We start from the raw sequence: 23,537 nt of genomic DNA on the forward strand, positions 1-23,537 counted from the left end.
AACATTTCATCCCGAAACACATCAAATCTTCTGCTTTGGAGTACACGCCCGAAGCGTGTCAGAGGGATGGCCGGGTCCGCTGCGTCTACTCGGCCGACGCCATGCGCGTTGCCTGCCAAGAGATGAGGCGCCAAGCTTCGGCCTCACGGACATGGACTGCGGTGTAGATCATCTGCGATTCCAGCGAGCCGGTAGCGGTCTCCAACTCGACCAGCAGCTTGCCGATCACGACGACGGTGTCGCCGAACTGGTGCAACTGCTGATCTGTCGACTGGATGTCGAGATAGCGGCGCCGTCCGGATGTCAGCGCCCCCAGAAATTGCTGTTTTGTTTCGCATTTGCCGTTCGAATGCACGTAGCGAACGCCATCGGCCAGAAGTGAGTCCAGTTTTTCGACATCGACCTCGACCATCGCGGAAAACCGCGCTGCTTCGAGCTCTCGTACCGCGTCGATATGCTTCCCAGCCATGCTGACCTCCCGTCTCGCCGACACCTGAACACACGCGACTTGGGTTGCAATTTACACCATCCGGGTCACGTTTGCGCCAGTGACTTTTCCCGGAACCCCCGGGCTGCTGGAAAACCCCGAGACCTCGGAAACTTCCCGCCCAGTAAGGGTTCTAACGTCTTTAGCACTCGTCTGGAGAGAGTGCTAAAATGCTTTCCCAGAGGCTAACCAGGAGTCCACCACTTGAGTACTGCCGCCACTTTGCATCCGACGACGCCGGCCACCGGCACGGCGCCGAATTCTCGTGCCCTTGCTATCGCCCCGTCGGCATTGATGCTGCCGGGCAGTCTGGGCAACATCGACAGCTATATTCAGGCTGTTCACCGTATTCCGCTGCTCACCGCCGAGGAAGAGCAGTCGCTCGCCAAGCGTCTGCGCGAGAACGACGATCTCGAAGCCGCCCGCCAGCTCGTGCTCTCGCACTTGCGTCTGGTGGTCTCGATCGCGCGTAACTACCTCGGCTACGGGCTGCCGCATGCCGACCTGATTCAGGAAGGCAATATCGGCCTGATGAAGGCCGTCAAGCGCTTCGACCCCACGCAGGGCGTGCGACTCGTGTCGTATGCCATGCACTGGATCAAGGCCGAAATTCACGAGTACGTGCTGAAGAACTGGCGCACCGTGAAGGTCGCGACGACCAAGGCCCAGCGCAAGCTGTTCTTTAACCTGCGCAGCCAGAAGCAAGGCTTGCAGGCGTTCACGCCAGAAGAAATCGATCAGGTCGCCCGCGATCTGAACGTGAAGCGCGAAGACGTCATCGAGATGGAAACGCGCATGTCCGGCGGCGATATCGCCCTCGAAGGCCATAGCGACGACGGCGACAGCGCGAGCTTCGCCCCGATCGCCTACCTCGCCGACTCCCATCAAGAGCCGACGGCGGTGATCGCCGCACGCGAGCGCGACCATCTGCAAAGCGACGGCCTGCAAACCGCCCTCGCCCGCCTTGACCCGCGCAGCCGCCGCATCATCGAAGCGCGCTGGCTGTCAGTTGAAGACGACGGCAGCGGCGGCGCCACGCTGCACGAGCTGGCTGACGAATTCGGCGTTTCCGCCGAGCGCATTCGCCAGATCGAAACCGCCGCAATGAAGAAGATGAAGGGTGCACTGCAAGCGTTCGCTTAACCCGCGTTTCAGCCACGCTTAACCCGCAGTCAGCTCCCCCCGCAAAAGCCCCGCGATCCGTCGCGGGGCTTTTTGCTTTCTGGCGTCCGCCCAAGTTCACCCGTCATTTGCTTAGGACTTGACGCATCGCAAGGTCTACCGGCTGACCGGTCGATAGAATCGGTGCGTACGTGGCCATGCTACGTGCGAAGGACGGCCCCCAGTGCGCCGCGGTTTGACATTTTTAAGCGATAAGGCACAATGCCGCGAGAGTCGACGCTGTTTCCGACACACGACTCTCGACGCCAGGAGCCGTCACGGATGGACACCCACTCTCCTAGCAGTCCGAAGCCTCCCGCCGCGGCGACATCTCCGCCGGTGGCGCATTCCGCCCTCGTCGCGTGGTTGATCCGGCGATGGCGTACCCGCCCTTCCCGTTTCATGCTCGAAATCCTGATCGTCCTCGCGATCAAGGTAGTACTCCTTTTCATACTTAAGAACGCGTTCTTCGACGCCCCGATGGCCAAGCACATGTACTTGCCGCCAGACGTGGTGGCTCGCGCCCTGATCGGGCCGCAAGCCGACAAAACGCCATCCCCCACCCCCAGTCAAGGTGTCCGCCATGATCAGTAGCGAAGTCGTCGACCTCTCGCGCTTGCAGTTCGCCATAACGGCGCTGTATCACTTTCTGTTCGTCCCGCTAACGTTGGGCCTGTCGTGGCTGCTTGTCATCATGGAATCGGTCTATGTGATGACCGGCAAGCAGATCTACAAAGACATGACCCAGTTCTGGGGCAAGCTCTTCCTGATCAACTTCGCCATGGGCGTGACCACCGGTCTCACGCTCGAATTCCAGTTCGGCACCAATTGGGCGTACTACTCGCACTACGTCGGCGACATCTTCGGGGTGCCACTCGCCATTGAAGGCCTGATGGCGTTCTTCCTCGAAGCCACGTTCGTCGGCCTGTTCTTCTTCGGCTGGAACAAGCTCTCGCGCATCGGCCACTTGGCCACCACCTTCGCGGTAGCACTCGGCTCGAACCTCTCGGCGTTGTGGATTCTCGTGGCCAACGGCTGGATGAACAATCCGGTCGGCGCGCACTTCAATTTTGAGACCATGCGCATGGAGCTGAACAGCATCTGGGACGTGATCTTCAACCCGGTCGCGCAGGTGAAGTTCGTGCACACGCTCTCGGCCGGTTATGTGACCGCCGCCATGTTCGTGCTCGGCATCTCGGCGTGGTATCTGCTCAAGCGCCGCGACGTGCCGTTCGCGCTGCGCTCGTTCGCAGTGGCCGCGGGTTTCGGTCTCGCGTCGACCCTCTCGGTGATCGTGCTCGGCGACGAGTCGGGCTACACCACGGGTGAAGTGCAAAAGGTCAAGCTCGCCGCCATCGAAGCCGAGTGGGAAACGGCCAAGCCGCCCGCATCGTTCACGCTGTTCGGTTTCCCTAACCAGAAGGAAGAGCGCACCGACTTCGCCGTGAAGATTCCTTGGGCGATGGGCCTGATTGCCACACGCTCGGTCGACACGCCCGTGATCGGTCTTACGCAACTACGTGACGAACACAAGGACAACATCAAGCGCGGCATGATCGCCTTCGCTGCGCTCGAAAAGCTGCGCAACGGCGACACCTCGCCTGCCGTGCGTGCCGAGTTCGACAAGTACAAGGACGATCTGGGCTACGGCCTGCTGCTTAAGAAGTACACGCCGAACGTCGTCGATGCCACGCCGGAACAGATCCACATGGCGGCAAACGACACCATTCCGCCGGTCGCGCCCGTGTTCTGGTCGTTCCGCATCATGGTCGGCCTGGGCTTCCTGTTCCTCTTCACGTTCCTCTGGGCCTTCTGGCTGTGCGCGCGCCGCCGCCTGCTCAAGCCGCGCTCGGCGTGGTTCCTGCGCTGGACGGTGTGGGCCATTCCGCTGCCTTGGCTGGCTGCCGAATTCGGCTGGATCGTTGCCGAAATGGGCCGTCAACCGTGGACCATTGCAGGGATCTTGCCGACCCATCTCTCGACGTCGTCGCTCTCGGCGGGCGACCTGTATCTGAGCCTCGCGGGTTTCATCATCTTCTACACCGCGTTGCTGATCATCGAGATGTTCCTGATGGTCAAGTACGTCAAGCTCGGCCCGTCGTCGCTGCACACCGGCCGCTACCACTTCGAGACGGAAGACGGTGCGAACGGGGCCATTGGCCACGACCGCCCGGCCTCGGTCTGATCGTCAGGGAGAAACCACATCATGATGATCGATTACACCGTACTCAAGCTGATCTGGTGGGTGCTCATCGGCGTGCTGCTGATCGGCTTCGCCTTCTTCGACGGCTTCGACATGGGCACCGGCACGCTGCTGCCCTTCCTCGGCAAGACCGACGCGGAGCGACGCGTCATCATCAACACCGTTGCGCCGACGTGGGAAGGCAATCAGGTCTGGTTCGTGACGGCAGGTGGTGCGATGTTTGCCGCGTGGCCGCTCGTGTATGCCGCCGCGTTCTCGGGGCTCTACTGGGCGCTGCTGCTGGTGCTGTTCGCGTTGTTCTTGCGACCGGTCGGCTTCGACTATCGCAATAAGCTGCCGAGCCCGCGCTGGCGCACGTCGTGGGACTGGGCGCTGTTCGTCGGCAGCGTCGTGCCGTCGCTGGTGTTCGGTGTGGCCTTCGGCAACTTGCTGCTCGGCCTGCCGTTCTCGTACGACAACACGCTGCGCTCGACCTACACCGGCTCGTTCTGGGCGCTGCTCAACCCGTTCGCGCTGCTGTGCGGTCTGGTGAGCGTGCTGATGCTGGTGACGCACGGTGCGGCGCATTTGCGTATGAAGGCCGACCCGCTGGTGGCCGAGCGCGCAGGACGCATCATGCGGATGACGGCACTCGGTACGCTGCTGCTGTTCCTCGTTGCAGGTGTGCTCGTGGCCACGCACGTCGACGGGTTCGCCATCACGCAGATGGGCCCGACCGACTCGCCGGCCAACCCGCTGATGAAGCAGGTCACTACCGGTCCGGGGCTGTGGCTCACGAACTATCACACGTACCCGTGGATGATCGCGGCGCCTGTTGTCGCGTGTCTGTGCGCATTGCTGGCCGCGTTGCTCGCGACGAGCCGGGCCTATGCCTGGACGTTCGTGATTACCGGGCTGATGATGGCCGGCATCATCCTCACGGCGGGCTTCTCGATGTTCCCGTTCGTGATGCCGTCGGCCACGGCACCGGGCAGCAGCCTTACGCTGTGGGACGCCAGTTCGAGCCAGTTGACGCTGCAAATCATGCTGATCGCCGTCGTTGTCTTCTTGCCGATCGTGCTCGCTTACACCGGCTGGGTGTACCGCGTAATTCGCGGCCGAGTGACGCTCGAAGAGGTCAACGAAAACCCGCACACGATGTACTGATCAAGGAGTTCCGACATGTGGTATTTCTCTTGGGTTCTCGGCCTTGGCCTCGCGCTCGCGTTCGGCATCATCAACGTGATGTGGTTCGAAGCACACGACGACCTCGAGCGGCGCAGTCAGGAAGGTAGCTGATCGCTGACATCGACTGACCCGCTTTCGTTGTTCGAACGCGCCCCTCCGGGCGCGTTTTTGTTGGGTGCAGCACAAAGCACAAAATCGTCGGTTCGACGGCTAAGCCAGCGCGAGACACACGCAGTACCGTGGCGCCTCTCATCTCCAGCCCGCGAGGTTTGCCATGCTTTCCATACCCGACGCCGTGACATCGGCCGCGCCATGCCCGGTGCGGCAATCCACCGAAGGGGCGCCCGCCTTCGATTATCTCGACCATGTGGCGCGCAGTCATCGCGGCGCGGCGATCGCCTATCGGACCGACGATCAATTGAAATGCCTGAAGGCCGTCCTTGCGACACCGCACAACGCGCTGAGCGTCGCGATGTTGATCGACACCGGCTTGCCGCAAGACGTTGCCGACGATTTGCTCGCGCGCTTACGCGAAACGCCTGACGGCGAGTTGCAGCGACGAATTCAAGCCACACCAACGCTGCGTGACTGGTTCGACTTGACCGCCCTCCCGCCCCCGGACGGCGTGAACGACGATGCATTGATCCTGTCGCTGCGGGTACTCCAGTGCTTCGCTCATACGACTAGCGTGCCAATCGTCTTCGACCCTATTCGTCGAACTGTCGTTTTCAGCTATGCGCCCGGGCGCGCACCTCATGAAGACGCCACCCCCGCCGATGGCGTCATCCCGCACATGCTGCGCGAGGCGGCCGCGCCCGGCGCGGCCAATAGCGCGGCGGGTCAGACGGCGCTCCATGCGCTCGACCTGCTCGTGCGGACCAACGACATCGACGGCCGCCGTCAACGCTCTCCGTTCTGGCAGTGCGACTCCGATGCCTGGTGGCGTTACGACGATGTGGTACGCACCGTCAGTGCACAACTCACCCCGGAATTCGAAACGTGGCTCGAGGCGCGGCGCGATAGCGCGATTTCGCACAGCTTCTTTCATGTGCATCGCGAGTTGATTGCCGCTAACGCCCGCCGCCGCAACGAGTCGCTGCATACGTGACGCAATGCGCTAACACCCACTTCCCAACCGTCGTCTACGAGGTCGTTAATGTTTCCGATATCTCATCGAATTGCGCACGCGGCTTGCCACGGGGCACGCCAACTGGGGCACGAGTCTGCAAAATTCGACAAGCTCGACTACGTCGCCCGCCGCGAGGCAGGTGCGCCAATCGAATGTCGTGACGAGCAACAGCTGGGCTGTCTCATGGAGGTCGTCGGCACGCCGCATGCGGCGCTCACACTCAACGCCATTCTCGATACCGGTATGCAAGCCGAAGGCGCTGCCGACCTGCACACGCGCCTGAGAGGTTGCCGAGACAGCGAGATATTCCGACGCATCATGGCCACACCGACACTGCACGACTGGGCGTTCGATGCGACGTGGCAGATACCTAGCGAATCGCACAATCAATCGCTGATGCTATCGCTGCGCGTGTTGCAACTTTTCGGCCACACCACGAGCGTGCCGGTGATTTTCGATCCCGAGCATCGGCGTGTCGTTTTTCACTACGTGCCTGGAAATACGCCTGCGGCGCCGACTGAAGGTGACGAAAGAGGTGCGGCCCTGAGACCGGATCATCGCTTACGGATGCTCTTGAATGACGCCGCAGACGGGCGCAACCCAGGCGATGCCCTCCACCGCGCCAGCCGCAACGCGCTGATGTTACTCACGAGCGCCAACGACATTGACGGCTGCCGCCAACGCTGGCCGCGTTGGCAACGTCGCTGGGATCAGTGGCGGCATGGCAATGACGACGTGCGTACGCTATCGACGCGCCTCACGCCCGAGTTCGAATCATGGCTCGAAGTGCGGGCGGAGAGCGCGGTGTCGCACAGTCAGGATTACTTGTATCGGAAGGGACTGGCAGACCTGACGCAGCGTCGCGATTAGCTCAACAACGTCTTCAGATCTTGCGCCATCGCGTCGACCGGCTCATCCGGACGCATGAACAAACGCAGTTGCCCCTTCGGGTCGAAGACATAGATACCGGCGGTGTGGTCGATGGTGTAGTTCGTCGGCGTCGAGCCTTCGACCTTGTTGACCACCACGCGGAACGACTTGGTCACTTGCTTCAATGCGGCATCGTCGGCCGGGCGCAGGCCCACGAATGCCGGGTTGAACGCCGGGACGTACTGCCCCATCAGTTCCGCCGTATCGCGTTGCGGGTCTACCGTCACGAACAGCACTTGCACGTTCTGCGCGTCCGGGCCGAGCTTTTGCATCACTTGATTGAGTTCGGCCATCGTGGTCGGACAAACATCCGGGCAATGCGTGTAGCCGAAGAACATCACCACCGCTTTGCCCTTGTAGTCGGCGAGCGTGCGCGTCTTGCCCTGCGGATCTTGCAACGCGAAGTCCTGAGCAAACTCCTTGTTGCCGGTGATATCGAGACTCTGGAACGTCGGGCCTTCCTTGCCGCACGCGGCGAGCAAAACGGTGAGTCCCATCAGAAACATCGCGCGGCGCAACCAGATGACAGCAAGCTTCATGAACAAATGACCCCGAAACGTATGGAATAGATGGCCTGAAAAGACAACAGGCGCGTCGGCAGAGAAAACCGTACGCGCCTGTCGCCGTCTGCGTCCGGCCGTGGCCGGATACCGCTCAGACACTTATCCGAGCAAATAGATCTGCACGTAGTGATCGATCAGCAACGCCGCGAAGAGCAGCGAGAGATAGACGATCGAATAGCGGAACATCGAGCGCGAGAGCGCATCGGAATAATTGCGCCACAGCTTGACCGCGTAGCCGAGGAAGATGCCCGAGAGCACCACCGCCGACGCCAGGTACAGATAGCCGCTCATGCGATGGGCAAACGGCAGCAGCGACACGGCAAACAGCACCACGCTATAGAGCAAGATTTGCAGGCGCGTGTACTTCTCACCGTGCGTGATCGGCAGCATCGGCAGGCCGGAATTCACATAGTCCTGGCGGCGGTAGAGCGCGAGCGCCCAGAAGTGCGGCGGCGTCCAGACGAAGATGATGAGCACCAGAATCCACGCATCGGCCGGCACGGCGCCGGTCACCGCCGCCCAACCGAGCGCGGGCGGCATCGCACCCGCAGCGCCGCCGATCACGATGTTCTGCGGCGTCGAGGGCTTGAGGATGATGGTGTAGATGAGCGCGTAACCGACGAATGTGCCCAGCGTGAGCCACATCGTGAGCGCGTTGGTGAACGTGTAGAGCACGACCATGCCGGCCGCGCCCAGAATCGTCGAGAAGACGATGATCTGCCACGGCGCGATTTCGCCGCGTGCGGACGGACGCCACGCCGTACGGCGCATCAGCGCGTCGACGCGTTGCTCGATCAGGCAGTTCACAGCGAAAGCGGAACCGGCGAGCAGCCAGATACCGATGGTGCCGCCAATCAGCACCTGCCACGGCACCATACCGCGCGTGGACAGGAACATGCCGATGACGGCGCAGAACACGGCGAGCTGCGTCACACGGGGCTTGGTCAGCGCCCAGTATTGTGCGATACGGCTAGTCGGCGGATGGGGAAGGGTCGTGCTTTTCATACACTCAGAGGCAATGCGCTACGCCGAGCCAGTCGGGGCGCCAGCGAGTGGTGCGGCAGCCGGCTCCGCTGCGGGGAGGGGCTTCTGGCGGGCGGGGTCGCCGGACTGATCCAAGGGATTCAGACCCGTCGAAACAGATGCCGCCCGGGCGGCGCGAATGCGGTAGTTTAACATAACAAGCAATAGCAGCAGGACGGCCGCCCCACCGTTGTGGGCAATGGCGTTAAGCAACGGCCATTGAAAAACGATGTTCGACAGCCCCGTCGCAAATTGCACGAGGACAAGGATAAATACCAGAGTTGCGGGCCGCCGTAGCGCGGCATGTCGTCGCAGGCGCGTGGCCAGCCACCCCAGATAAAGCACCACGACGACCGCAAACGTACGGTGCCCCCAGTGAATCGCGACGAGCGCCTCCATCGGAATCACCTCCCCGCCGGCCGTCTTGCCCAGCTCGCGCCAGAGCTTGAAGCCATTGTGGAAGTCCATCGACGGCACCCACTGACCTTGACACGTTGGGAAGTCAGTACAGGCAAGCACCGCGTAGTTAGTGCTCACCCAGCCGCCCAGCGCGATCTGGAACACCAGCAAGGCCAGCCCGACCAACGCCGCCCAGCGCCAGCGTAGCGCGCTCGGATCGGCAGCGACGCTCGACGCCGGCACCTGACTCGACGCCAGCCACGCCAACGACCCTAGTAAAGTGAGCGCCAGCATCAGGTGCGTCGTGACGATCACCGGCTGGAGTTTCATGGTGACGGTCCAGGCGCCGAACGCGCCCTGCACGCAAACAAGAATGAACAACCACGTGGCGAGCCACGGCGATTGCACCGCTGCCGGCTGCCCCGTTTGCCCGGTTTGCCCCGTCACCGACTGACGGGACGCGCGGGCTTTCAACCACTTCCGCCATGCCATCACCATCAGCACGATGATGAGGACGCCCACGGCCATGGCGAAATACCGGTGGATCATCTCGATCCACGCTTTGACGAACGTCACCGGGCCGGTCGGCAGCAGCAACTGCGCGGCGTGGATATCGGCATGCGCGGCGAACGGCGACGACGTGCCGTAGCAGCCCGGCCAGTCGGGGCAACCCAGTCCCGAATCCGTCAGGCGCGTAAAGCCGCCGAACATGATCAGGTCCAGCGTGAGAAAGGTCGTCACCCAAGCCAGCTTGCGGTATTTGTCGGGGTCGCGGCGCAACAGCACCCAGCCCAGCGGCAGCACCGCGATACACAGGCCGATGAAGCCCAGTTCCAAAAGGTAAAGCATCGGTTTTACGTCAATCCTTCGTCATGTCCGGCGCATGCTCGCGCCCGGTGTTCCGTACATCCGTTACCGCGTCGATCAGCCCGTACCCGACCATTTCAGCAGCCGTGTCAGGTCGCTCTTGATGCGGCCCGGATCCGGGTTCTTCGGAAACGCCATCATCAGGTTACCTAGCGGATCGACCAGATAAATGTGGTCACGCAGGCCAGTGCCCTCTTGCGTCGGCAGCCAGTTGGCCAGCGCCACCGGATCGGCGCGCAACCGGCGCGTGTCTTCGTAAGCGGTGTCGAGCTTGTCCGACACCGCGTTATCGTCCGTCACCAGCCAGATCGTTTCCACTCGCGTACGCTCGTTGCCCTGCAACACACGGATCTGCCGCATGTAAAAGAGCTTGCTTACGCAGCTTTCGTCGCACGCGGCCGTGTCGGCGCTGATCATCAGCCATTTGCCTTTGAGCGCGGTGAGCGGCAGCGTTTCACCGGTCTCGTCGTCGCGCACGACCAGCGCGGGCAGCGGGCGTTGCGGTTCGATCAATTTGCCGTACGACGACGTGCCGCCCTGCGGCTTGAACACGAAATACATCAAGTACGCCGCTACGGCCGGCGCAGCACACACGACGAACAGCAGCACCAGCATGCGTCGCGCCCGGCGACGCTGCACCGGATCGATCGGGGGTGTGCTTTGTGCGGATTTGGCCTGCCCGCTGGTCACCTCTGCACTCATATCTGCCTCATGTTCTGCGCTGGGTTCTCCAGCCGACGGCCACGCTTGTATGCCAAACGCAGCCCCAACAACGCGAGGATCAGCGACATGCCGAACCACTGCGCCATATAACCATAGTTGCGATCTGCGCCGCTTGCCGGTGCTGGCCAATCGCGCAGTAAGTGATCGCCCGTGTCGTTGCTCTGCATGATCACAAACGGTTGCAGCGGCAACCCGGTCTCGTGTGCATAGTCGTTCACGTCGAGATTCTGCCGGATCATCATCCCCGCCGCCGACCCGCCATGCCCCAGTTCGAACGCGCGCGACGGATCGGGCTGGGCAATGCCCTCGATCGTGACGTCGCCCGCAGGCGTCGGGTACGGCATGATGGCGGCGCGATCACGCAAATCTCGCGGCAACCAGCCGCGATTCACCAGTACGACGCGATCCGGCGTGACCTGCAACGCCATCACCACGTAAAACCCGGGCAGCTCGTTACGCGGTCGGTTATCCAGATACACCACGCGGTTCTGGAGAAAATGCCCCGTCACGCGAACGCGCCGGTTAGCGACATCGTCCAGCGTGTAGGTCTTCGCATTCGGGCCGCGCGCGAATTCGATCACCGGTGCACGCTCGGCCTGTTCGATCAGGGCCTGACGTGCCAGCCGCATATGGGCTCGGCCGTACTGCCACACGCCCAGCGAAGCGGTCAGCGCCACGCCCAGCACGATCAGCAGCGCCGGTACCGGACGCATCCCGCGAAAAAGGGTTTTCAACACTTACGTTCCTTGTCTGGCAGCGCATTGGGACATTGAGGCACTCGCGCACACTGCATTGCAGCGTGCCAGCCGATGCCCGTTGCCCGATAATGACGCATTCCCGTCATTCAGCCGATTATGCGCATTCTCGTTGCCATCGCCTTCATCCTGATTCTCGGCAGTCTGGCGTCCGCATTGTTTTTCATGATGCGGGACAAGGGCCGATCGAACCGCACCGTGCATTCGCTCATGGTGCGTGTCGGCCTGTCGGTGACGCTGTTTCTGCTCATCCTGTTTGCCAACTGGATGGGCTGGATTCACAGCACGGGCATACGATACTGAGTCCCGCGCGTGCCCCCTGCGGCAAATCGCCGCACCCATCTTCTGCCAGCCATCCGATCCGCACCCTGCGTGCGAAAGCGTTCCCGGATTTATGCCGTGGCGCGCATTGGCATCGCACTTTATCGCCCGAATGCCGCTGCGACATATGGCCGCATTCTTAACGCGCTCGCGGTCATTTCCCACGTTCACTGACGCTACAAACAGAAACGCCGCCGGAATCCGGCGGCGTGTGACACCGATGGAAGCTAGCTAGCGCAGCGCGTCAGAGCCAGTACACCACGACGTACAGACCCAGCCAGACCACGTCCACAAAGTGCCAGTACCAAGCGGCGCCTTCGAAGCCGAAGTGATGCTCCGGCGTGAAGTGCCCCTTCATCAAGCGCACCAGCATCACGGAGAGCATGATCGCGCCCAGCATCACGTGGAAGCCGTGGAAGCCCGTGAGCAGGAAGAACGTCGAGCCATACACGCCCGAGGTCAGCTTCAGGTTCAGTTCGGTGTAAGCGTGGTGATACTCATACGCTTGGAAGCCCAGGAACACGAAGCCCAGTACGACCGTGGCGAACAGCCAGAAGATCGCGCTGCCACGATGGTTCGCACGCAGTGCGTGGTGCGAGATCGTGAGCGTGACACCCGAGGTCAGCAGCAATGCCGTGTTGAGCGTGGGGATCGGCCACGGGCCCATCGTCTCGAAAGCGTCGATCACGCCCGCCGGACCGACGTTCGGCCACACAGCAGTGAAATCGGGCCACAGCAGCTTGTTATCGAGATCGCCAAGCCACGGCATGGCAAGCGTACGTGCGTAGAACAGTGCGCCGAAGAACGCCGCGAAGAACATCACTTCCGAGAAGATGAACCAGCTCATCCCCCAGCGATACGAGACGTCGATGCGCTTGCTATAGAGCCCGCCTTCCGACTCGGCAATCGAATCGCCGAACCACGAACGCAGAACCCACAGCACCCACAGCAGACCGGCAAGTGCCGTCCACGGGGCCCATGATTGTCCGTTGACCCACGCCGCCGCCGAGCCGAGCACCACGAGCAGGCCGACGCTGCAACTCACCGGATGGCGCGATGGCGCCGGCACGAAGTAATAAGGCGCCGTTTGGTGTTGACCACTCATTCTTATCTCTCCAGGCTTGGTTCTTTGTATCTGATTTACGTCGCGAGGCGGATGGCGAGCTTCGCCAGCATCACCAACGCCACCACGAACAAGATGCCCCCGATCAGTCCCGCGAGAATCAAATGCACAGGGTTGAGCTGTGCCATATCGCGGTCGTGATCACGCCCCTTACGCACGCCGAAGAACGACCAGAACACCGCTTTGATGGTCTGTACGAACGACAGCTTGCGACGGGTCGCCTCCTTGAGGTCATCCATTGCTGCCCTTGCCTCCGCTTTCACCGGCTATCGCACCCGGCACGGTAGCCGGGGGGTTCGGCACGTCCGCACGCTGGTTGGCGTCGGCTTTGCCGAGATCGAAAAACGTGTAGGACAGCGTGATCGTCGTCACATCTTTTGGCAGCTTCGTGTCAACCACGAACACCACCGGAAACTCTTTGGCCTCACCGGCCTTGAGCGTTTGCTGCGTGAAGCAAAAACACTCGATCTTCTTGAAGTAGCTCGCCGCCTGCGCCGGTGCGTAACTCGGAATCGCTTGCGCACGCACCTCGTGCGGCTGCTGGTTCGCCACTTCGTACTCGATCGTCGCGATCTGGCCCGGGTGAACGCTCAGACTGCTCTTCGCCGGCTTGAACCGCAACGGCCCCTGCGCATTCGCATCGAACTCGACAGTGATCGTGCGGCTCTCGTCGACTTGCGAGTTACGGGCGGTGATCTCGTTCGTGCGATCGCCCAACTGGTTGATGCCCACGAGATCGCAGAACGCGCGGTAAAACGGCACCATGGCGTAGCCGAAACCGAACATCACCGCGACCAGCAGCAGCAACTTGCTGAAGGTACGCACATTGATCCGCCGCAAACCGCCCATATTCGTCCTTTCCGTCCTGCCGCTTGCCACTTACCAAGCGAGCGTTCTCTGCGCTGTCGCGCGACCTTGTGGGTCGCGCTCGACTTCAGATCCCGCCCAACAGCTTGGCCTTGATCATCACGCCGAAGAAGAAGATCGCCACCACCGACGCGAGAATCAATCCCGTGCGCAGATTTTTTGCGCGCTGTTCACGACCGACTGACATGTTCAATGCACCTTCGGCGGCGTCTCGAACGTGTGGAACGGTGCCGGGCTCGGCACGGTCCACTCCAGACCTTCTGCACCGTCCCAAGGCTTGGCTTCGGCAGCCGGGCCGCCGCGCCATGCCGGGATCGCCACGAAGAACAGGAAGTACACCTGCATCAGGCCGAAACCGAACGCGCCGATCGTCGCGATTTGGTTGAAGTCCGTGAACTGCGCCGGGTAGTCGGCATAGCGACGCGGCATGCCGGCCAGCCCCAGGAAGTGCATCGGGAAGAACGTCACGTTAAACGTGATGAGCGAGCCCCAGAAGTGGAACTTGCCGCGCCACTCGCTGTACATGTGACCCGTCCACTTCGGCACCCAGTAATAGAACCCTGAGAATAGTGCGAAGAGTGAACCGGCCACTAGCACGTAGTGGAAGTGCGCCACCACGTAGTAAGTGCCGTGCATCTGAATATCGAGCGGGGCCAGCGAGAGAATCAGGCCGGTAAAGCCGCCCATCGTGAACACGAACAGGAAGCCCACGGCGAAGAGCATCGGCGTCTCGAACGAGAGCGCGCCCTTCCACATCGTGGCGACCCAGTTGAACACCTTCACGCCGGTCGGCACCGAGATCAGCATCGTCGCGTACATGAAGAAGAGCTGGCCCGTCACCGGCATACCGGTCACGAACATGTGGTGCGCCCACACCATGAACGAGAGAATGGCGATCGACGCCGTCGCGTAGACCATCGAGCTATAGCCGAACAGCGGCTTGCGCGAGAACGCCGGAATCACCTGCGAGACGATCCCGAACGCCGGCAAGATCATGATGTAGACCTCGGGGTGACCGAAGAACCAGAAGATGTGCTGGTACATCACCGGATCGCCGCCGCCCGCTGCGTTGAAGAACGACGTCCCGAAGTGACGGTCCGTGAGCAGCATCGTGATCGCGCCGGCGAGCACCGGCATCACGGCGATGAGCAGGTACGCGGTAATGAGCCACGTCCACACGAACATCGGCATCTTCATGAGCGTCATGCCCGGCGCGCGCATGTTCAGAATGGTCACGATGATGTTGATCGCGCCCATGATCGACGAGGCACCCAGAATGTGTGCACCGAAGATCGCCAGATCCTGGCCCGGGCCCATCTGCACCGACAGCGGCGCATACATCGTCCAGCCGGCTGCCGTGGCACCGCCCGGCACGAGGAACGACGAGATGAGCAGCAGACCGCCCACCGGCAGCAGCCAGAAGCTGAAGTTGTTCATCCGCGCGAAGGCCATATCCGACGCGCCGATTTGCAGCGGGATCATCCAGTTCGCGAACCCCACGAACGCCGGCATGATCGCGCCGAAAATCATCACCAGCCCGTGCATCGTGGTGAGCTGGTTGAAAAACTCCGGACGAATGAATTGCAGGCCCGGTTCAAACAATTCCGCACGGATCATCAACGCCATCACGCCGCCCGAGAGCAGCATGACGAACGAGAAGATCATGTACATCGTGCCGATGTCCTTGTGATTCGTCGCGAACAGCCAGCGACGCCACCCATGCGGATGGTCGTGCGCGTGATCGTCGTGACCCGCCACGTGATCGTGAGCGATGGAACTCATACCCAATCTCCTTCCTCGACTTGGTCGAACGGCACTTAACTATTCTTCGCTGCGCTAACGGCGGTGGCGGCATCGCCGGCATTGGCCGACTTGTTACCGCGCGCCTCGCGCACCTGCGCCGGCTGAACGACGTCGCCGGTCTTATTGCTCCACGAGTTGCGCTCGAACGTAATCACAGCGGCCAACTCTACGTCGTTCAGGTGCGACCAATTCGGCATCGCATTCTTGCCATGCAGCACGATACTGATGTGATCGGCCACGGGGCCCGTCACGATCTTCCCGCCATCGAGTGCCGGGAACGCACCGCCGCCCTTGCCGTTCGGCTGATGGCAGACCGCGCAATTCGAGGCATAGACCTTCTGGCCGCGCTCCATCAGTTCCTGCACGGTGTAGGTCTTGTTGGGATCGTCGGCCGAAGCAGCCATCAGCTTCTTCTGCGCATCGACCCACTTGGTGTAGTCCTCTTCCGAGACGACCTTCACCACGACCGGCATGTACGCGTGTTCCTTACCGCACAACTCGGTACAGAAGCCGCGATACTCGCCGACCTTCTCGGCCTTGAACCACGTGTCGCGCACGAAGCCCGGAATCGCATCCTGCTTGATACCGAAGGCGGGCACGTAGAACGAGTGAATCACGTCGTTGGCCGTCGTGATCAGACGCACCTTCTTGTTGACCGGCACGACCATCGGGTTATCGACTTCTTGCAGGTACGTGTTGCTCTTCGCTTCCTGCCCGTCGATCTGGCTGCGCGGCGTGCTCAGGGTGGACAAGAACTTGATGCCCTCGCCGTCGCCCTTGAGATAGTCGTAGCCCCACTTCCACTGATAGCCGGTGACCTTGATGGTCAGATCGGCGTTGGTGGTGTCCTTCATGGCCACCACGGTCTTCGTGGCGGGCAGCGCCATCAAAATCACGATGATGAACGGCACGACCGTCCAGATCACCTCGACCGTGGTGCTTTCATGGAAATTCGCGGGCTGATGGCCCTTGGATTTGCGGTGTTTGAAAATCGAATAGAACATCACGCCGAACACGCCGATGAAGATCACCAAGCAGATGATCAGCATCATGTTGTGCAGGCTGTGCAGCTCTTCCGCAAGTTTGGTGACCGGCGGCTGGAAGTTGAGCTCGTTGACGGCCGGTCCCCCCGGCATATCGGTGACCGCCGCCACTGCCAGTGCCGGAGCGCCGGCGAGCAGTGAGGCGCCCGCAAGGAAAGCCGCCAAGGCGTGTTTCGTTTTTTTCATAGCTTCCTTACCCAAAATTACCATCCAAATCCTCCCTGGCGGTCGCCCGAGATCGTCTCCATCTCTCTCAGGCCTCTTGGGCAAGACAACGGCGCAGCTCGCGCGCAAAGTGTTCGCGGCGATGCGGCGCAAGATAGGCACCGACAGTGACCGAGCGGCCACCCGAGCGCAAGATGATGCGCAAACGCGGCGGCTTCTCGATGTCGATGCGCACCCAGCGGGGATTGAACTCGTATTGCGTCAACCTCTGTGCTGAACGTTGCTCGACCACAAGGCTCACGGGCGACAACCGAATGACCTCGTAATCTGTGGCATGCCGGGCATGAATGACGAACGCAACGCCCACCACGAGCAAGTCCAGGCCTGTGAACGGCAAGACCAACCACCCACCGCGCCACGCCGCAATCAAGGCAACACCCAGCGACACGGCGGCCAACGACAGGTAGAACAGGACAAACTGGCGCGGCGATATCGCGCAGTTGCGCTTGTGCTTCCATTCCTTCGTCACCGATCCGGCTTCGGAAGAAGAGGCTGCGAGCATCGCCGTCACCCGTGGGGCATTTTGGGTCTTTCATGTCCGACGGCCGGGAACTAGTTACGTCCGGGCCGCGACAAACTGCCGCATTATAGAACGCGCCTTCTCGAAGCGACAACATTGATACCGAGTATTTGGCGCGCCATAGCTTCCTCCTGAACTCATTGATGCAAAAGGGAAATCCGGTTATTCCCTTAGCTCGCGAAGCGCGCGCGAAAGCGTCTACGGGATACTCCCTATGCTTTGCGCGTTTGACACGTTGCAACACGACACGAGTCATTGCGGTGTCCTGAATAGCCGATCGCAGGTCGCGCCGAAGTTGTCGTGCCGTGTTGTTCATTGGCTTGGTCACGACGCGTTCACACTCACCGACCCACAACGCGCGCACGTTGCGATGCGGGATTCGTCCGATATCCATCAACAGTAGACGTTGCACCGAATTTCGCGTGCGACGTTATGTCGCGCCCACCTTCGGGGTGGTCTCGTGACAACACTCCGATGACGCGTCGATGACTGCGCGCGTCGCAGGCGATATCGCGTGCTACAAGCGATGCATGTTCCCTACATGAACGCCGATGCCGGCGAACCGATGCCATGCGTTGCGCGATCCTTCATGCCTTTGCCGATGGCCTGCAAACGCTTCAGACGGCCTCCGACTTCAATACCCTGCATGCGAGACTGCAAACGCTGTGCGGGCTCCTGAGACATCGCTACTTTCGCTATCAAGGGCAGTTCACGCTGCCGCGTGGCGATACTGTGCAGCCCGAAGTCTCCAACTATCCCGAAGCCTGGCTTCGCCGCTACGACGAACGCGGCTATGCCGCGCTCGATCCGGTCCTCGCTAAGGCAAGCACACAGCTCACGCCGGTCGAATGGACGCCGGACTTGTTCAACACGCCCGACGCCGCGCGGTTGCGAAGCGAGCAAGCGGCGGCTGGGTTGCGTGTGGGTGTGACATATCCGGTGTTCGCTCCGTCCGGGGCACCCGGGATATTGAGTCTCGCCGCCGATGCTCGTCCCCGCCCTCGGTTGCGCGCATGGACACAACACCTCGGCGCGACATTGGCGATGCATGTGCATGACACGGCGTGGCGCATTGTGCAACGAGACGCATCACGCGCATCGCCACCGGCATTGACACCGCGCGAGCGTGAATGCCTGCGATGGGTGGCACGTGGCAAGACGTCATGGGAAATCGGCCGCATCCTGACCATCTCCGAACACGGCGTCGTATTCCATCTGCGCAGCGTCATGCGTAAGTTCGACGTATCTACCCGTCACCGCGCAGCGAAGCTGGCGAGCGATTATGGTTTGCTCGATGAAGACAGCCGCATGGCCGTCACGCAAAGCGCCGCAACCTTGTGACGCAATTCGGCATCATGTTCGCGATGTAAATGTCGCCCCGTGCATCGACGGCGATCCCATGTCCGATGGCACCGAAAGTGCGGCACCGCCCGATCAATTGCCCGCTCGGCGTATAGGCACAAAGACGTGGCGTCTGATCGGTGACGTAGACGATGCCGTCGCGGCCGATGGCGATCGCCGTCGGCAAGTGCAGCCCTCGAATCTCCTCCTCAAACTGCCCGTCGGCAGAAAAACGCTGCACGCGATGATTCTCGCGATCCACCACCCACACCCGATCATCGGCATCGACGGCAATCGCATGCGGGTTGCTGAACCGTCCCACTGCCTCGCCTGGACCACCCCAACTCGCCATGTGGCGACCTTCTGCCGTAAATCGATGGACATGTGAATTGCCGTAACCGTCCGAGACGACGATCACCCCGCTCGGTGCGACCGCAACACCGGTCGGATGGTTGAACGGCTCGCGCCATCGGGGTTCGTCTGCAATGCCGAGCGTGATATCGATCTGCCCATCGGCGTCGAAGCGGTGCACGCAATGTCGATCGGAGTCGACAAGGAGGAGACGGCCCTGTGCATCGAAGCAAGCACTGTGGCCATGGGTCACCGCTTCTGAATGCCACGTGCCCTTCGCTTCGCCGTTTTCGTCGAACCACCGGATGACCGGGGAACCTCGCATGATCAACGCGACGCCATGCGTCCTATCGACCGCGACATCCGAGACAAACTTGCCGCCCAAATCGTCTGAGAACGGCGACACGTCGACGTGATAGCGACGCGCCCCAAGTGCCACGACGCGGGGTTCGCTACAAGCGGGGGCCGCCGTCATACGTCGACACCTTTGACCACACCGCCGTGCGCCGACTGGCGACGGGCAAGATCGGCGAGCGTTTTGTAGCGCGTCAGCGTGAAGGTGTCGCTCGCGGCGTTCACGAACTCGCCGCCGCCGAGTCTACCGATGGGTTCGAGTGCACGAAGATTCACCTGATGGGTCGCGGGGTCGAGTAGCGCATCGTCCACGTGAGCCGCTAGTACCGTACCGAGAACGACCCATCCGCCACCGGGTGCAGCGCTGATTTCGATAATGTCGCGCACTGCGCACTCGAAAGCCACACCTGCCTCCTGAACGCGAGGCGGACGCACACGCGACGATGCGACCGGTGTCACCCCAGCGAGATCGAACTCCGACTCTCCCGGAGGCAGCGGCGCCGCAGAGAGATTCACGGCCTCGATACACGAAGCACTCGCCACATTCACGACGAACTCCGGGACGGCTTCGATGTTGCGCAGCGTGTCCTTCTTTTGCATCGGCGGCGGCGGCACTACGGGACAGAACAACACCGTCATCGGTACGCAACACACGCCCATGAAGTAGGCATACGGGGCAAGGTTCGGCCGCCCGAGCACGTCGATCGTACTCACCCACGCGATGGGCCGCGGCAGGATAGTGCTCATCATGAAGTTGTAGATGTGCGCTTCGTCTAGCGTCGTGGGGTCTATCAGCATGTGGCCTCTCGGTGGATGTGTGTCGTGCCTCGTGCGAAGTGACGTCTGTGAACGGTCAGTTCGGTGCCGGTGCTTCCAAGAGCCGAAGCACCTGATTGGCGCATCCCCAGGACAGCGTGAAGCCACCTCCGCCGTGACCATAGTTATGGAGCAAACCCGCATGCGTCGTGTCTCGCTCGACCCGTGCTGTGCGCCGCATCGGCCGGAACCCGACGCGCGCGTCGACAATGGCGAGCGACATCACCCCTTCGCAAAGGCGCGCGCACCTACGAACGATGTCGCCCACCTGTCGCTCGCCAATCACGGTGGATGTCATATCGGGATCTGCCGTGCCGCCGAGGATGACGTCATGCATGCGCTTAACGACGTAGGTGGGACGCAGCGCGTCCGAATCGTCGACAAAACATCCGCTGACCGCCTCAGGGCGCTCCGCTCGCAAGACCACTGCACGCGAAAGCGACATGGCACCGTCACCGAACGCTGCGCCACCGTAGCCGCAGCAATTCACGACGTAATCGGCTTTTCCGAGCAGCGTTGCCGGATCTTCGATGCGTGTCAGCACGAACTGCCCACCGAGATCGAGAAACATATGCATGAGATAGCCGAGATACGTTGCCGCGTCCGCCACCGGCACGTCCATTCGATAAGCACAGGCGTAGTGCGACGGCACGTCGTTAGCCAGTCGCGCGACCTTCGGCACGCATTCCGCCCACCAAGGGGTGCCCGCGTCACGCGCGAAGTATTCGGTAAGCGGGCGCATGACGACACCGGATTCGTTGTCTTCAGACAACCGCGACATTGCCGCGTATGTCTGCCGCGCGTTATCGAGATAAACAAGATCCGGTGCCTGATAGAACGGATGCCAGATCGCAGCCGCTAAGGCTGAAGTCGTCTGCGCCGGCGCTTCTGCCGCGTGAATGGCTACATCGCAGCCCGCCATCGCAAGCGTGACCGCCGTAGTCAGTCCGCTCACGCCTGCGCCGACGACGATGACACCATGGCGCGTCACGATCGGCCTCGCATACGCGCATCAGGCGTGGTGGTGGGAAAGATAGCGGGCGGCACAGCGTCGCATGCTTGTGCGATCTCTGGCGTGTCGCACGCGACACTTTCAAAGGCATATGGGTCCTTCAAGCCGCTCCCGGTGCCTAGCAGTACGACGCGCTCGCCCGGTGTGACTCCTGCGCTGACGATGCACTCTTTGAGTGCGGCATGTCCGGCGGCGGCGGACGGTTCGAACCACAGCCCGTGACGTTGCGAGAGCATTTGCGACGACGCCATGATCTGCGCATCGGTCACGATGACGCACGCCCCGTGCGTGGCCCGCAGCGCTTGCAACGCCGCAATGTGGTCACGCGGACGCGAGACTGACAGACTGTCGGCGACGGTGTTAGGTACGACGGTCGTCGGCGACGTCGGCCATTGCGCGGACGACTCGTTAGTCAGCCAGTCGTGCGCGATGCTGTGCGAGCTGCTGGCCTGCGCGGCGAGCAATCGTGGCACTCGCTTCGTAATTCCTAATGCATGAAGTTCGAGGAAGCCCGCAGCGACACCTGAGAGAATGTTGCCGTCGCCTGTCGGCACCACCACCCAATCGGGCACGTCCCATTCGAATGCTTCGGCGATTTCGAACGCGCAAGTCTTCTTGCCTTCGCGCGTGAACGGATTGAACCCTGTGTTGCGACAGCAAACTTCCGGCGCATCGGCCATACCGGTGGCAAGGTCGAAGGCGTCGTCGTAGGTGCCATCGATCACATGTAGCTGCGCACCGTAGGCGCGGATTTGCGCGAGCTTGACGTAGGGCGTCTGCCTTGGCACCACGACGGTCGCAGGCAACTGCTGCGACGCGGCGATGCAAGCCAGTGACGCGCCTGCATTGCCGGTCGACGCTGCCACCACACGCGTGCACCCCAGCCACTTCGCGGCGGCCAGCACCAACTCCGTCGCGCGGTCCTTGAGCGAGCCACTCGGATTACGGCTGTCGTCCTTGACCCAGAGGTGTACGCCGTCTTCCTCCCCCAACGCGAGCAACGGGGTATTGCCGACCGCGAGACGGCTCGCCCAGCACGCAGACACCGGCAACAGCGGTGCATAACGCCACATACCGACGCCACGAAAGGCCGCGACGATGTCAGCCCCCGGTGGACGCTCGCCACGGGTTCCCGCTCGCATTCTTTCGATACGCAGGTTGCGGCCGCACAACGGGCATTGATAACAAAGTGCACCCCATGCTTGCGACGCGGCACAGTTGACGCACACGTACTGATACGCGAAGGTCATGCCAGGCACCCCGGATTGAGCAGATGGGCCATGATGGCGTTCTGCGCATGCAAACGATTGGCCGCCTGTTGGAACACCCACGATTGCGGTCCGTCGATGACATCGTCGGCGACTTCCTGGCCCCGATCGGCAGGCAAGCAATGCAAGTAACCGGCGTTCGGTGCAGCGTGCCCCATGACCGCTTGATCGACGCACCAGTGACGATGCGGCTCGAACGCGGCGCGCATCGCTGTCTCATCGACGGGTTCGCCAGCGTGCGCAGGGAGATGCGTAAGGCTGCACCATGACTTTGCATAGACGGCGTGCGCATCACTCATCCCATCACGAAAGTCGTGAGTGACGCGCACCCTAGCGCCTGTTTGATCCGCAAACTTTTCGGCAGCGTTCATGACCGCAGGGTCCAACGCAAACGCAGGCGGATGCGCCAGCGTCACGTCCATGCCCGACTTCACCGCGGCGAGCAGGAGGCTTTGCGGCACGGCGACGGGCTTGTGCCAACTTCCGGAATACGCCCAACTGATGCATAGCCGGCGCCCCGTTAAGCCGCCAAGCCGTTCACGCAATGTCATGACATCTGCGAGTGCCTGACACGGGTGGAAGCGATCACACTCCATGTTGATCACCGGCACGCTCGCCCATTTCGCGAAGGCCTCGAGATGCCGATGCGCGCCCCCATAGACCCAACCGGCAGGCGCCCCGTACATGCGAATTGCAATGGCGTCGCCGTAGGCAGACAGCACACGCGCCACGTCTGCCACGCGTTCCGTCGAATAAGGAATCTCCGCTTCGGGCAAGGCAGGGGTGTAGATGCCGTTCTGCGGATCGAGCGTGATCGGGTGACCGCCCATGCGGGAAAGCCCCGTCTGGAAGCTGCTGCGCGTGCGCAGGGACGGGTTGTAGAAGAGGAAGTAGATCGCTTTGCCACGCAGCACACATTCCGTGTGCTGTGGGTAACGTTGCTTGAACGCGAGCGCCGCGCCGACCAGTTCACGGTAGTCAGCGGCATTCATCGTCAGGTCGGGGGCAAGCCAGCCAGCAGTCATGCGAATCTCCTTATCGATGCGTCGATGCTCACCGCTCGTTCCACGCGGCGCTGCAATTGGA

26 protein-coding genes and 1 pseudogene are annotated in these 23,537 nt (G+C 61.8%); 9 read left to right on the forward strand and 18 right to left on the reverse strand.

The window, feature by feature from the left end; all coding sequences use genetic code 11:
- Window positions 1–85 precede the first annotated feature (85 nt).
- The gene (locus ACPWR9_RS02385) at window positions 86–469 is read right to left on the reverse strand and encodes a nuclear transport factor 2 family protein (protein ID WP_426312783.1); all 384 of its coding nucleotides are present in this window, start codon (window positions 467–469) and stop codon (window positions 86–88) included.
- A 222-nt stretch (window positions 470–691) separates the two neighbouring features.
- Here ACPWR9_RS02385 and rpoH point away from each other — a divergent pair, with 222 nt between their 5' ends.
- The 7 genes from rpoH to ACPWR9_RS02420 all read left to right on the forward strand — a co-directional run bounded on the left by rpoH (window position 692) and on the right by ACPWR9_RS02420 (window position 7,017).
- Complete coding sequence (gene rpoH / locus ACPWR9_RS02390) at window positions 692–1,630, forward strand: RNA polymerase sigma factor RpoH (RefSeq protein ID WP_426312785.1); 939 nt, start codon at window positions 692–694, stop codon at window positions 1,628–1,630.
- A 420-nt stretch (window positions 1,631–2,050) separates the two neighbouring features.
- Window positions 2,051–2,242, forward strand: coding sequence for a cytochrome oxidase putative small subunit CydP (cydP, locus tag ACPWR9_RS02395; protein WP_426312879.1), 192 nt, complete (start codon window positions 2,051–2,053; stop codon window positions 2,240–2,242).
- Window positions 2,232–3,833: a cytochrome ubiquinol oxidase subunit I gene (locus ACPWR9_RS02400; protein ID WP_426312787.1), complete on the forward strand. Its 1,602-nt coding sequence runs from the start codon at window positions 2,232–2,234 to the stop codon at window positions 3,831–3,833. Before cydP ends, ACPWR9_RS02400 begins: the two co-directional genes overlap by 11 nt.
- Before the next feature lie 27 nt (window positions 3,834–3,860).
- Window positions 3,861–4,997 (forward strand): cytochrome d ubiquinol oxidase subunit II, encoded by a 1,137-nt coding sequence (gene cydB / locus ACPWR9_RS02405; protein WP_150680407.1) that lies wholly within the window; start codon window positions 3,861–3,863, stop codon window positions 4,995–4,997.
- Window positions 4,998–5,012: 15 nt separating this feature from the next.
- The gene (gene cydX / locus ACPWR9_RS02410) at window positions 5,013–5,129 is read left to right on the forward strand and encodes a cytochrome bd-I oxidase subunit CydX (RefSeq protein WP_064675025.1); all 117 of its coding nucleotides are present in this window, start codon (window positions 5,013–5,015) and stop codon (window positions 5,127–5,129) included.
- 163 nt (window positions 5,130–5,292) lie between these two features.
- Entirely contained in the window at window positions 5,293–6,126 is an 834-nt protein-coding gene (locus ACPWR9_RS02415; RefSeq protein ID WP_426312789.1) for a hypothetical protein, read from the forward strand.
- Window positions 6,127–6,174: 48 nt separating this feature from the next.
- Window positions 6,175–7,017, forward strand: a complete 843-nt coding sequence (locus ACPWR9_RS02420) for a hypothetical protein (RefSeq protein ID WP_426312792.1) — start codon at window positions 6,175–6,177, stop codon at window positions 7,015–7,017.
- On the opposite strand, the gene ACPWR9_RS02425 is transcribed toward ACPWR9_RS02420, so the two are convergent.
- The 5 genes from ACPWR9_RS02425 to ACPWR9_RS02445 all read right to left on the reverse strand — a co-directional run bounded on the left by ACPWR9_RS02425 (window position 7,014) and on the right by ACPWR9_RS02445 (window position 11,365).
- Window positions 7,014–7,616 (reverse strand): SCO family protein, encoded by a 603-nt coding sequence (locus tag ACPWR9_RS02425; protein ID WP_426312793.1) that lies wholly within the window; start codon window positions 7,614–7,616, stop codon window positions 7,014–7,016. The two genes, ACPWR9_RS02420 and ACPWR9_RS02425, sit on opposite strands and share 4 nt — an antisense overlap.
- Before the next feature lie 123 nt (window positions 7,617–7,739).
- Window positions 7,740–8,645 carry a heme o synthase gene (gene cyoE / locus ACPWR9_RS02430; protein WP_426312796.1) on the reverse strand — a complete coding sequence of 302 codons (906 nt, stop codon included), beginning with the start codon at window positions 8,643–8,645 and terminating at the stop codon, window positions 7,740–7,742.
- A gap of 18 nt (window positions 8,646–8,663) precedes the next feature.
- The gene (locus ACPWR9_RS02435; protein WP_426312798.1) at window positions 8,664–9,911 is read right to left on the reverse strand and encodes a COX15/CtaA family protein; all 1,248 of its coding nucleotides are present in this window, start codon (window positions 9,909–9,911) and stop codon (window positions 8,664–8,666) included.
- Between the two features lie 75 nt (window positions 9,912–9,986).
- On the reverse strand, window positions 9,987–10,631 hold the full coding sequence (locus ACPWR9_RS02440; RefSeq protein WP_426312800.1) for an SCO family protein: 645 nt from the start codon (window positions 10,629–10,631) through the stop codon (window positions 9,987–9,989).
- Window positions 10,628–11,365, reverse strand: a complete 738-nt coding sequence (locus ACPWR9_RS02445) for an SURF1 family protein (RefSeq protein WP_426312881.1) — start codon at window positions 11,363–11,365, stop codon at window positions 10,628–10,630. The genes ACPWR9_RS02440 and ACPWR9_RS02445 overlap by 4 nt, the downstream gene beginning before the upstream one ends.
- A 141-nt stretch (window positions 11,366–11,506) precedes the next feature.
- Here ACPWR9_RS02445 and ACPWR9_RS02450 point away from each other — a divergent pair, with 141 nt between their 5' ends.
- Entirely contained in the window at window positions 11,507–11,710 is a 204-nt protein-coding gene (locus ACPWR9_RS02450; RefSeq protein ID WP_058377116.1) for a twin transmembrane helix small protein, read from the forward strand.
- Between the two features lie 262 nt (window positions 11,711–11,972).
- On the opposite strand, the gene ACPWR9_RS02455 is transcribed toward ACPWR9_RS02450, so the two are convergent.
- From ACPWR9_RS02455 to ACPWR9_RS02485, 7 genes and pseudogenes are all read right to left on the reverse strand, one after another.
- Window positions 11,973–12,833 (reverse strand): cytochrome c oxidase subunit 3, encoded by an 861-nt coding sequence (locus ACPWR9_RS02455; protein ID WP_426312802.1) that lies wholly within the window; start codon window positions 12,831–12,833, stop codon window positions 11,973–11,975.
- 35 nt (window positions 12,834–12,868) lie between these two features.
- The gene (locus ACPWR9_RS02460; protein ID WP_150679912.1) at window positions 12,869–13,090 is read right to left on the reverse strand and encodes a DUF2970 domain-containing protein; all 222 of its coding nucleotides are present in this window, start codon (window positions 13,088–13,090) and stop codon (window positions 12,869–12,871) included.
- The gene (locus tag ACPWR9_RS02465) at window positions 13,083–13,700 is read right to left on the reverse strand and encodes a cytochrome c oxidase assembly protein (RefSeq protein ID WP_426312806.1); all 618 of its coding nucleotides are present in this window, start codon (window positions 13,698–13,700) and stop codon (window positions 13,083–13,085) included. The genes ACPWR9_RS02460 and ACPWR9_RS02465 overlap by 8 nt, the downstream gene beginning before the upstream one ends.
- A gap of 85 nt (window positions 13,701–13,785) precedes the next feature.
- Complete coding sequence (locus ACPWR9_RS02470) at window positions 13,786–13,905, reverse strand: cytochrome oxidase small assembly protein (protein ID WP_426312807.1); 120 nt, start codon at window positions 13,903–13,905, stop codon at window positions 13,786–13,788.
- A gap of 2 nt (window positions 13,906–13,907) precedes the next feature.
- Complete coding sequence (gene ctaD, locus ACPWR9_RS02475) at window positions 13,908–15,500, reverse strand: cytochrome c oxidase subunit I (RefSeq protein ID WP_426312810.1); 1,593 nt, start codon at window positions 15,498–15,500, stop codon at window positions 13,908–13,910.
- Between the two features lie 38 nt (window positions 15,501–15,538).
- Window positions 15,539–16,774, reverse strand: a pseudogene (coxB, locus tag ACPWR9_RS02480) (cytochrome c oxidase subunit II); the annotation flags it as partial.
- Between the two features lie 43 nt (window positions 16,775–16,817).
- Window positions 16,818–17,291: a DUF2244 domain-containing protein gene (locus ACPWR9_RS02485; protein WP_150679909.1), complete on the reverse strand. Its 474-nt coding sequence runs from the start codon at window positions 17,289–17,291 to the stop codon at window positions 16,818–16,820.
- 588 nt (window positions 17,292–17,879) lie between these two features.
- Between ACPWR9_RS02485 and ACPWR9_RS02490 the strand changes: the two genes are divergently transcribed.
- Window positions 17,880–18,650: an autoinducer binding domain-containing protein gene (locus tag ACPWR9_RS02490; protein WP_426312812.1), complete on the forward strand. Its 771-nt coding sequence runs from the start codon at window positions 17,880–17,882 to the stop codon at window positions 18,648–18,650.
- Here ACPWR9_RS02490 and ACPWR9_RS02495 read toward each other — a convergent pair.
- The 5 genes from ACPWR9_RS02495 to ACPWR9_RS02515 all read right to left on the reverse strand — a co-directional run bounded on the left by ACPWR9_RS02495 (window position 18,625) and on the right by ACPWR9_RS02515 (window position 23,476).
- Window positions 18,625–19,476, reverse strand: a complete 852-nt coding sequence (locus ACPWR9_RS02495; RefSeq protein WP_426312813.1) for a peptidylglycine monooxygenase — start codon at window positions 19,474–19,476, stop codon at window positions 18,625–18,627. The genes ACPWR9_RS02490 and ACPWR9_RS02495 overlap by 26 nt on opposite strands.
- On the reverse strand, window positions 19,473–20,153 hold the full coding sequence (locus tag ACPWR9_RS02500) for a flavin reductase family protein (RefSeq protein WP_426312815.1): 681 nt from the start codon (window positions 20,151–20,153) through the stop codon (window positions 19,473–19,475). Before ACPWR9_RS02500 ends, ACPWR9_RS02495 begins: the two co-directional genes overlap by 4 nt.
- A gap of 55 nt (window positions 20,154–20,208) precedes the next feature.
- Window positions 20,209–21,162: an FAD-dependent oxidoreductase gene (locus ACPWR9_RS02505; RefSeq protein ID WP_426312817.1), complete on the reverse strand. Its 954-nt coding sequence runs from the start codon at window positions 21,160–21,162 to the stop codon at window positions 20,209–20,211.
- Window positions 21,159–22,256, reverse strand: a complete 1,098-nt coding sequence (locus ACPWR9_RS02510) for a threonine synthase (RefSeq protein ID WP_426312819.1) — start codon at window positions 22,254–22,256, stop codon at window positions 21,159–21,161. Before ACPWR9_RS02510 ends, ACPWR9_RS02505 begins: the two co-directional genes overlap by 4 nt.
- A gap of 173 nt (window positions 22,257–22,429) precedes the next feature.
- Window positions 22,430–23,476, reverse strand: a complete 1,047-nt coding sequence (locus ACPWR9_RS02515; RefSeq protein ID WP_426312821.1) for an ornithine carbamoyltransferase — start codon at window positions 23,474–23,476, stop codon at window positions 22,430–22,432.
- Between the last annotated feature and the right edge of the window lie 61 nt (window positions 23,477–23,537).

Origin of the sequence: Pandoraea pneumonica (assembly GCF_049918595.1) — a bacterium.
In the GTDB taxonomy this organism is placed as follows: domain Bacteria; phylum Pseudomonadota; class Gammaproteobacteria; order Burkholderiales; family Burkholderiaceae; genus Pandoraea; species Pandoraea pneumonica_A.

Excerpts from the sequence above, each read along its gene's own strand:
- ACPWR9_RS02385 (WP_426312783.1), bottom strand. The coding sequence starts at position 469 with ATGGCTGGGAAGCATATCGACGCGGTACGAGAGCTCGAAGCAGCGCGG.
- cydP (WP_426312879.1), top strand. The coding sequence starts at position 2,051 with ATGCTCGAAATCCTGATCGTCCTCGCGATCAAGGTAGTACTCCTTTTC.
- ACPWR9_RS02400 (WP_426312787.1), top strand. The coding sequence starts at position 2,232 with ATGATCAGTAGCGAAGTCGTCGACCTCTCGCGCTTGCAGTTCGCCATA.
- cydX (WP_064675025.1), top strand. The coding sequence starts at position 5,013 with ATGTGGTATTTCTCTTGGGTTCTCGGCCTTGGCCTCGCGCTCGCGTTC.
- ACPWR9_RS02415 (WP_426312789.1), top strand. The coding sequence starts at position 5,293 with ATGCTTTCCATACCCGACGCCGTGACATCGGCCGCGCCATGCCCGGTG.
- ACPWR9_RS02420 (WP_426312792.1), top strand. The coding sequence starts at position 6,175 with ATGTTTCCGATATCTCATCGAATTGCGCACGCGGCTTGCCACGGGGCA.
- ACPWR9_RS02425 (WP_426312793.1), bottom strand. The coding sequence starts at position 7,616 with ATGAAGCTTGCTGTCATCTGGTTGCGCCGCGCGATGTTTCTGATGGGA.
- cyoE (WP_426312796.1), bottom strand. The coding sequence starts at position 8,645 with ATGAAAAGCACGACCCTTCCCCATCCGCCGACTAGCCGTATCGCACAA.
- ACPWR9_RS02435 (WP_426312798.1), bottom strand. The coding sequence starts at position 9,911 with ATGCTTTACCTTTTGGAACTGGGCTTCATCGGCCTGTGTATCGCGGTG.
- ACPWR9_RS02440 (WP_426312800.1), bottom strand. The coding sequence starts at position 10,631 with ATGAGTGCAGAGGTGACCAGCGGGCAGGCCAAATCCGCACAAAGCACA.
- ACPWR9_RS02445 (WP_426312881.1), bottom strand. The coding sequence starts at position 11,365 with ATGCGTCCGGTACCGGCGCTGCTGATCGTGCTGGGCGTGGCGCTGACC.
- ACPWR9_RS02450 (WP_058377116.1), top strand. The coding sequence starts at position 11,507 with ATGCGCATTCTCGTTGCCATCGCCTTCATCCTGATTCTCGGCAGTCTG.
- ACPWR9_RS02455 (WP_426312802.1), bottom strand. The coding sequence starts at position 12,833 with ATGAGTGGTCAACACCAAACGGCGCCTTATTACTTCGTGCCGGCGCCA.
- ACPWR9_RS02460 (WP_150679912.1), bottom strand. The coding sequence starts at position 13,090 with ATGGATGACCTCAAGGAGGCGACCCGTCGCAAGCTGTCGTTCGTACAG.
- ACPWR9_RS02465 (WP_426312806.1), bottom strand. The coding sequence starts at position 13,700 with ATGGGCGGTTTGCGGCGGATCAATGTGCGTACCTTCAGCAAGTTGCTG.
- ACPWR9_RS02470 (WP_426312807.1), bottom strand. The coding sequence starts at position 13,905 with ATGTCAGTCGGTCGTGAACAGCGCGCAAAAAATCTGCGCACGGGATTG.
- ctaD (WP_426312810.1), bottom strand. The coding sequence starts at position 15,500 with ATGAGTTCCATCGCTCACGATCACGTGGCGGGTCACGACGATCACGCG.
- ACPWR9_RS02485 (WP_150679909.1), bottom strand. The coding sequence starts at position 17,291 with ATGCTCGCAGCCTCTTCTTCCGAAGCCGGATCGGTGACGAAGGAATGG.
- ACPWR9_RS02490 (WP_426312812.1), top strand. The coding sequence starts at position 17,880 with ATGCGTTGCGCGATCCTTCATGCCTTTGCCGATGGCCTGCAAACGCTT.
- ACPWR9_RS02495 (WP_426312813.1), bottom strand. The coding sequence starts at position 19,476 with ATGACGGCGGCCCCCGCTTGTAGCGAACCCCGCGTCGTGGCACTTGGG.
- ACPWR9_RS02500 (WP_426312815.1), bottom strand. The coding sequence starts at position 20,153 with ATGCTGATAGACCCCACGACGCTAGACGAAGCGCACATCTACAACTTC.
- ACPWR9_RS02510 (WP_426312819.1), bottom strand. The coding sequence starts at position 22,256 with ATGTGGCGTTATGCACCGCTGTTGCCGGTGTCTGCGTGCTGGGCGAGC.
- ACPWR9_RS02515 (WP_426312821.1), bottom strand. The coding sequence starts at position 23,476 with ATGACTGCTGGCTGGCTTGCCCCCGACCTGACGATGAATGCCGCTGAC.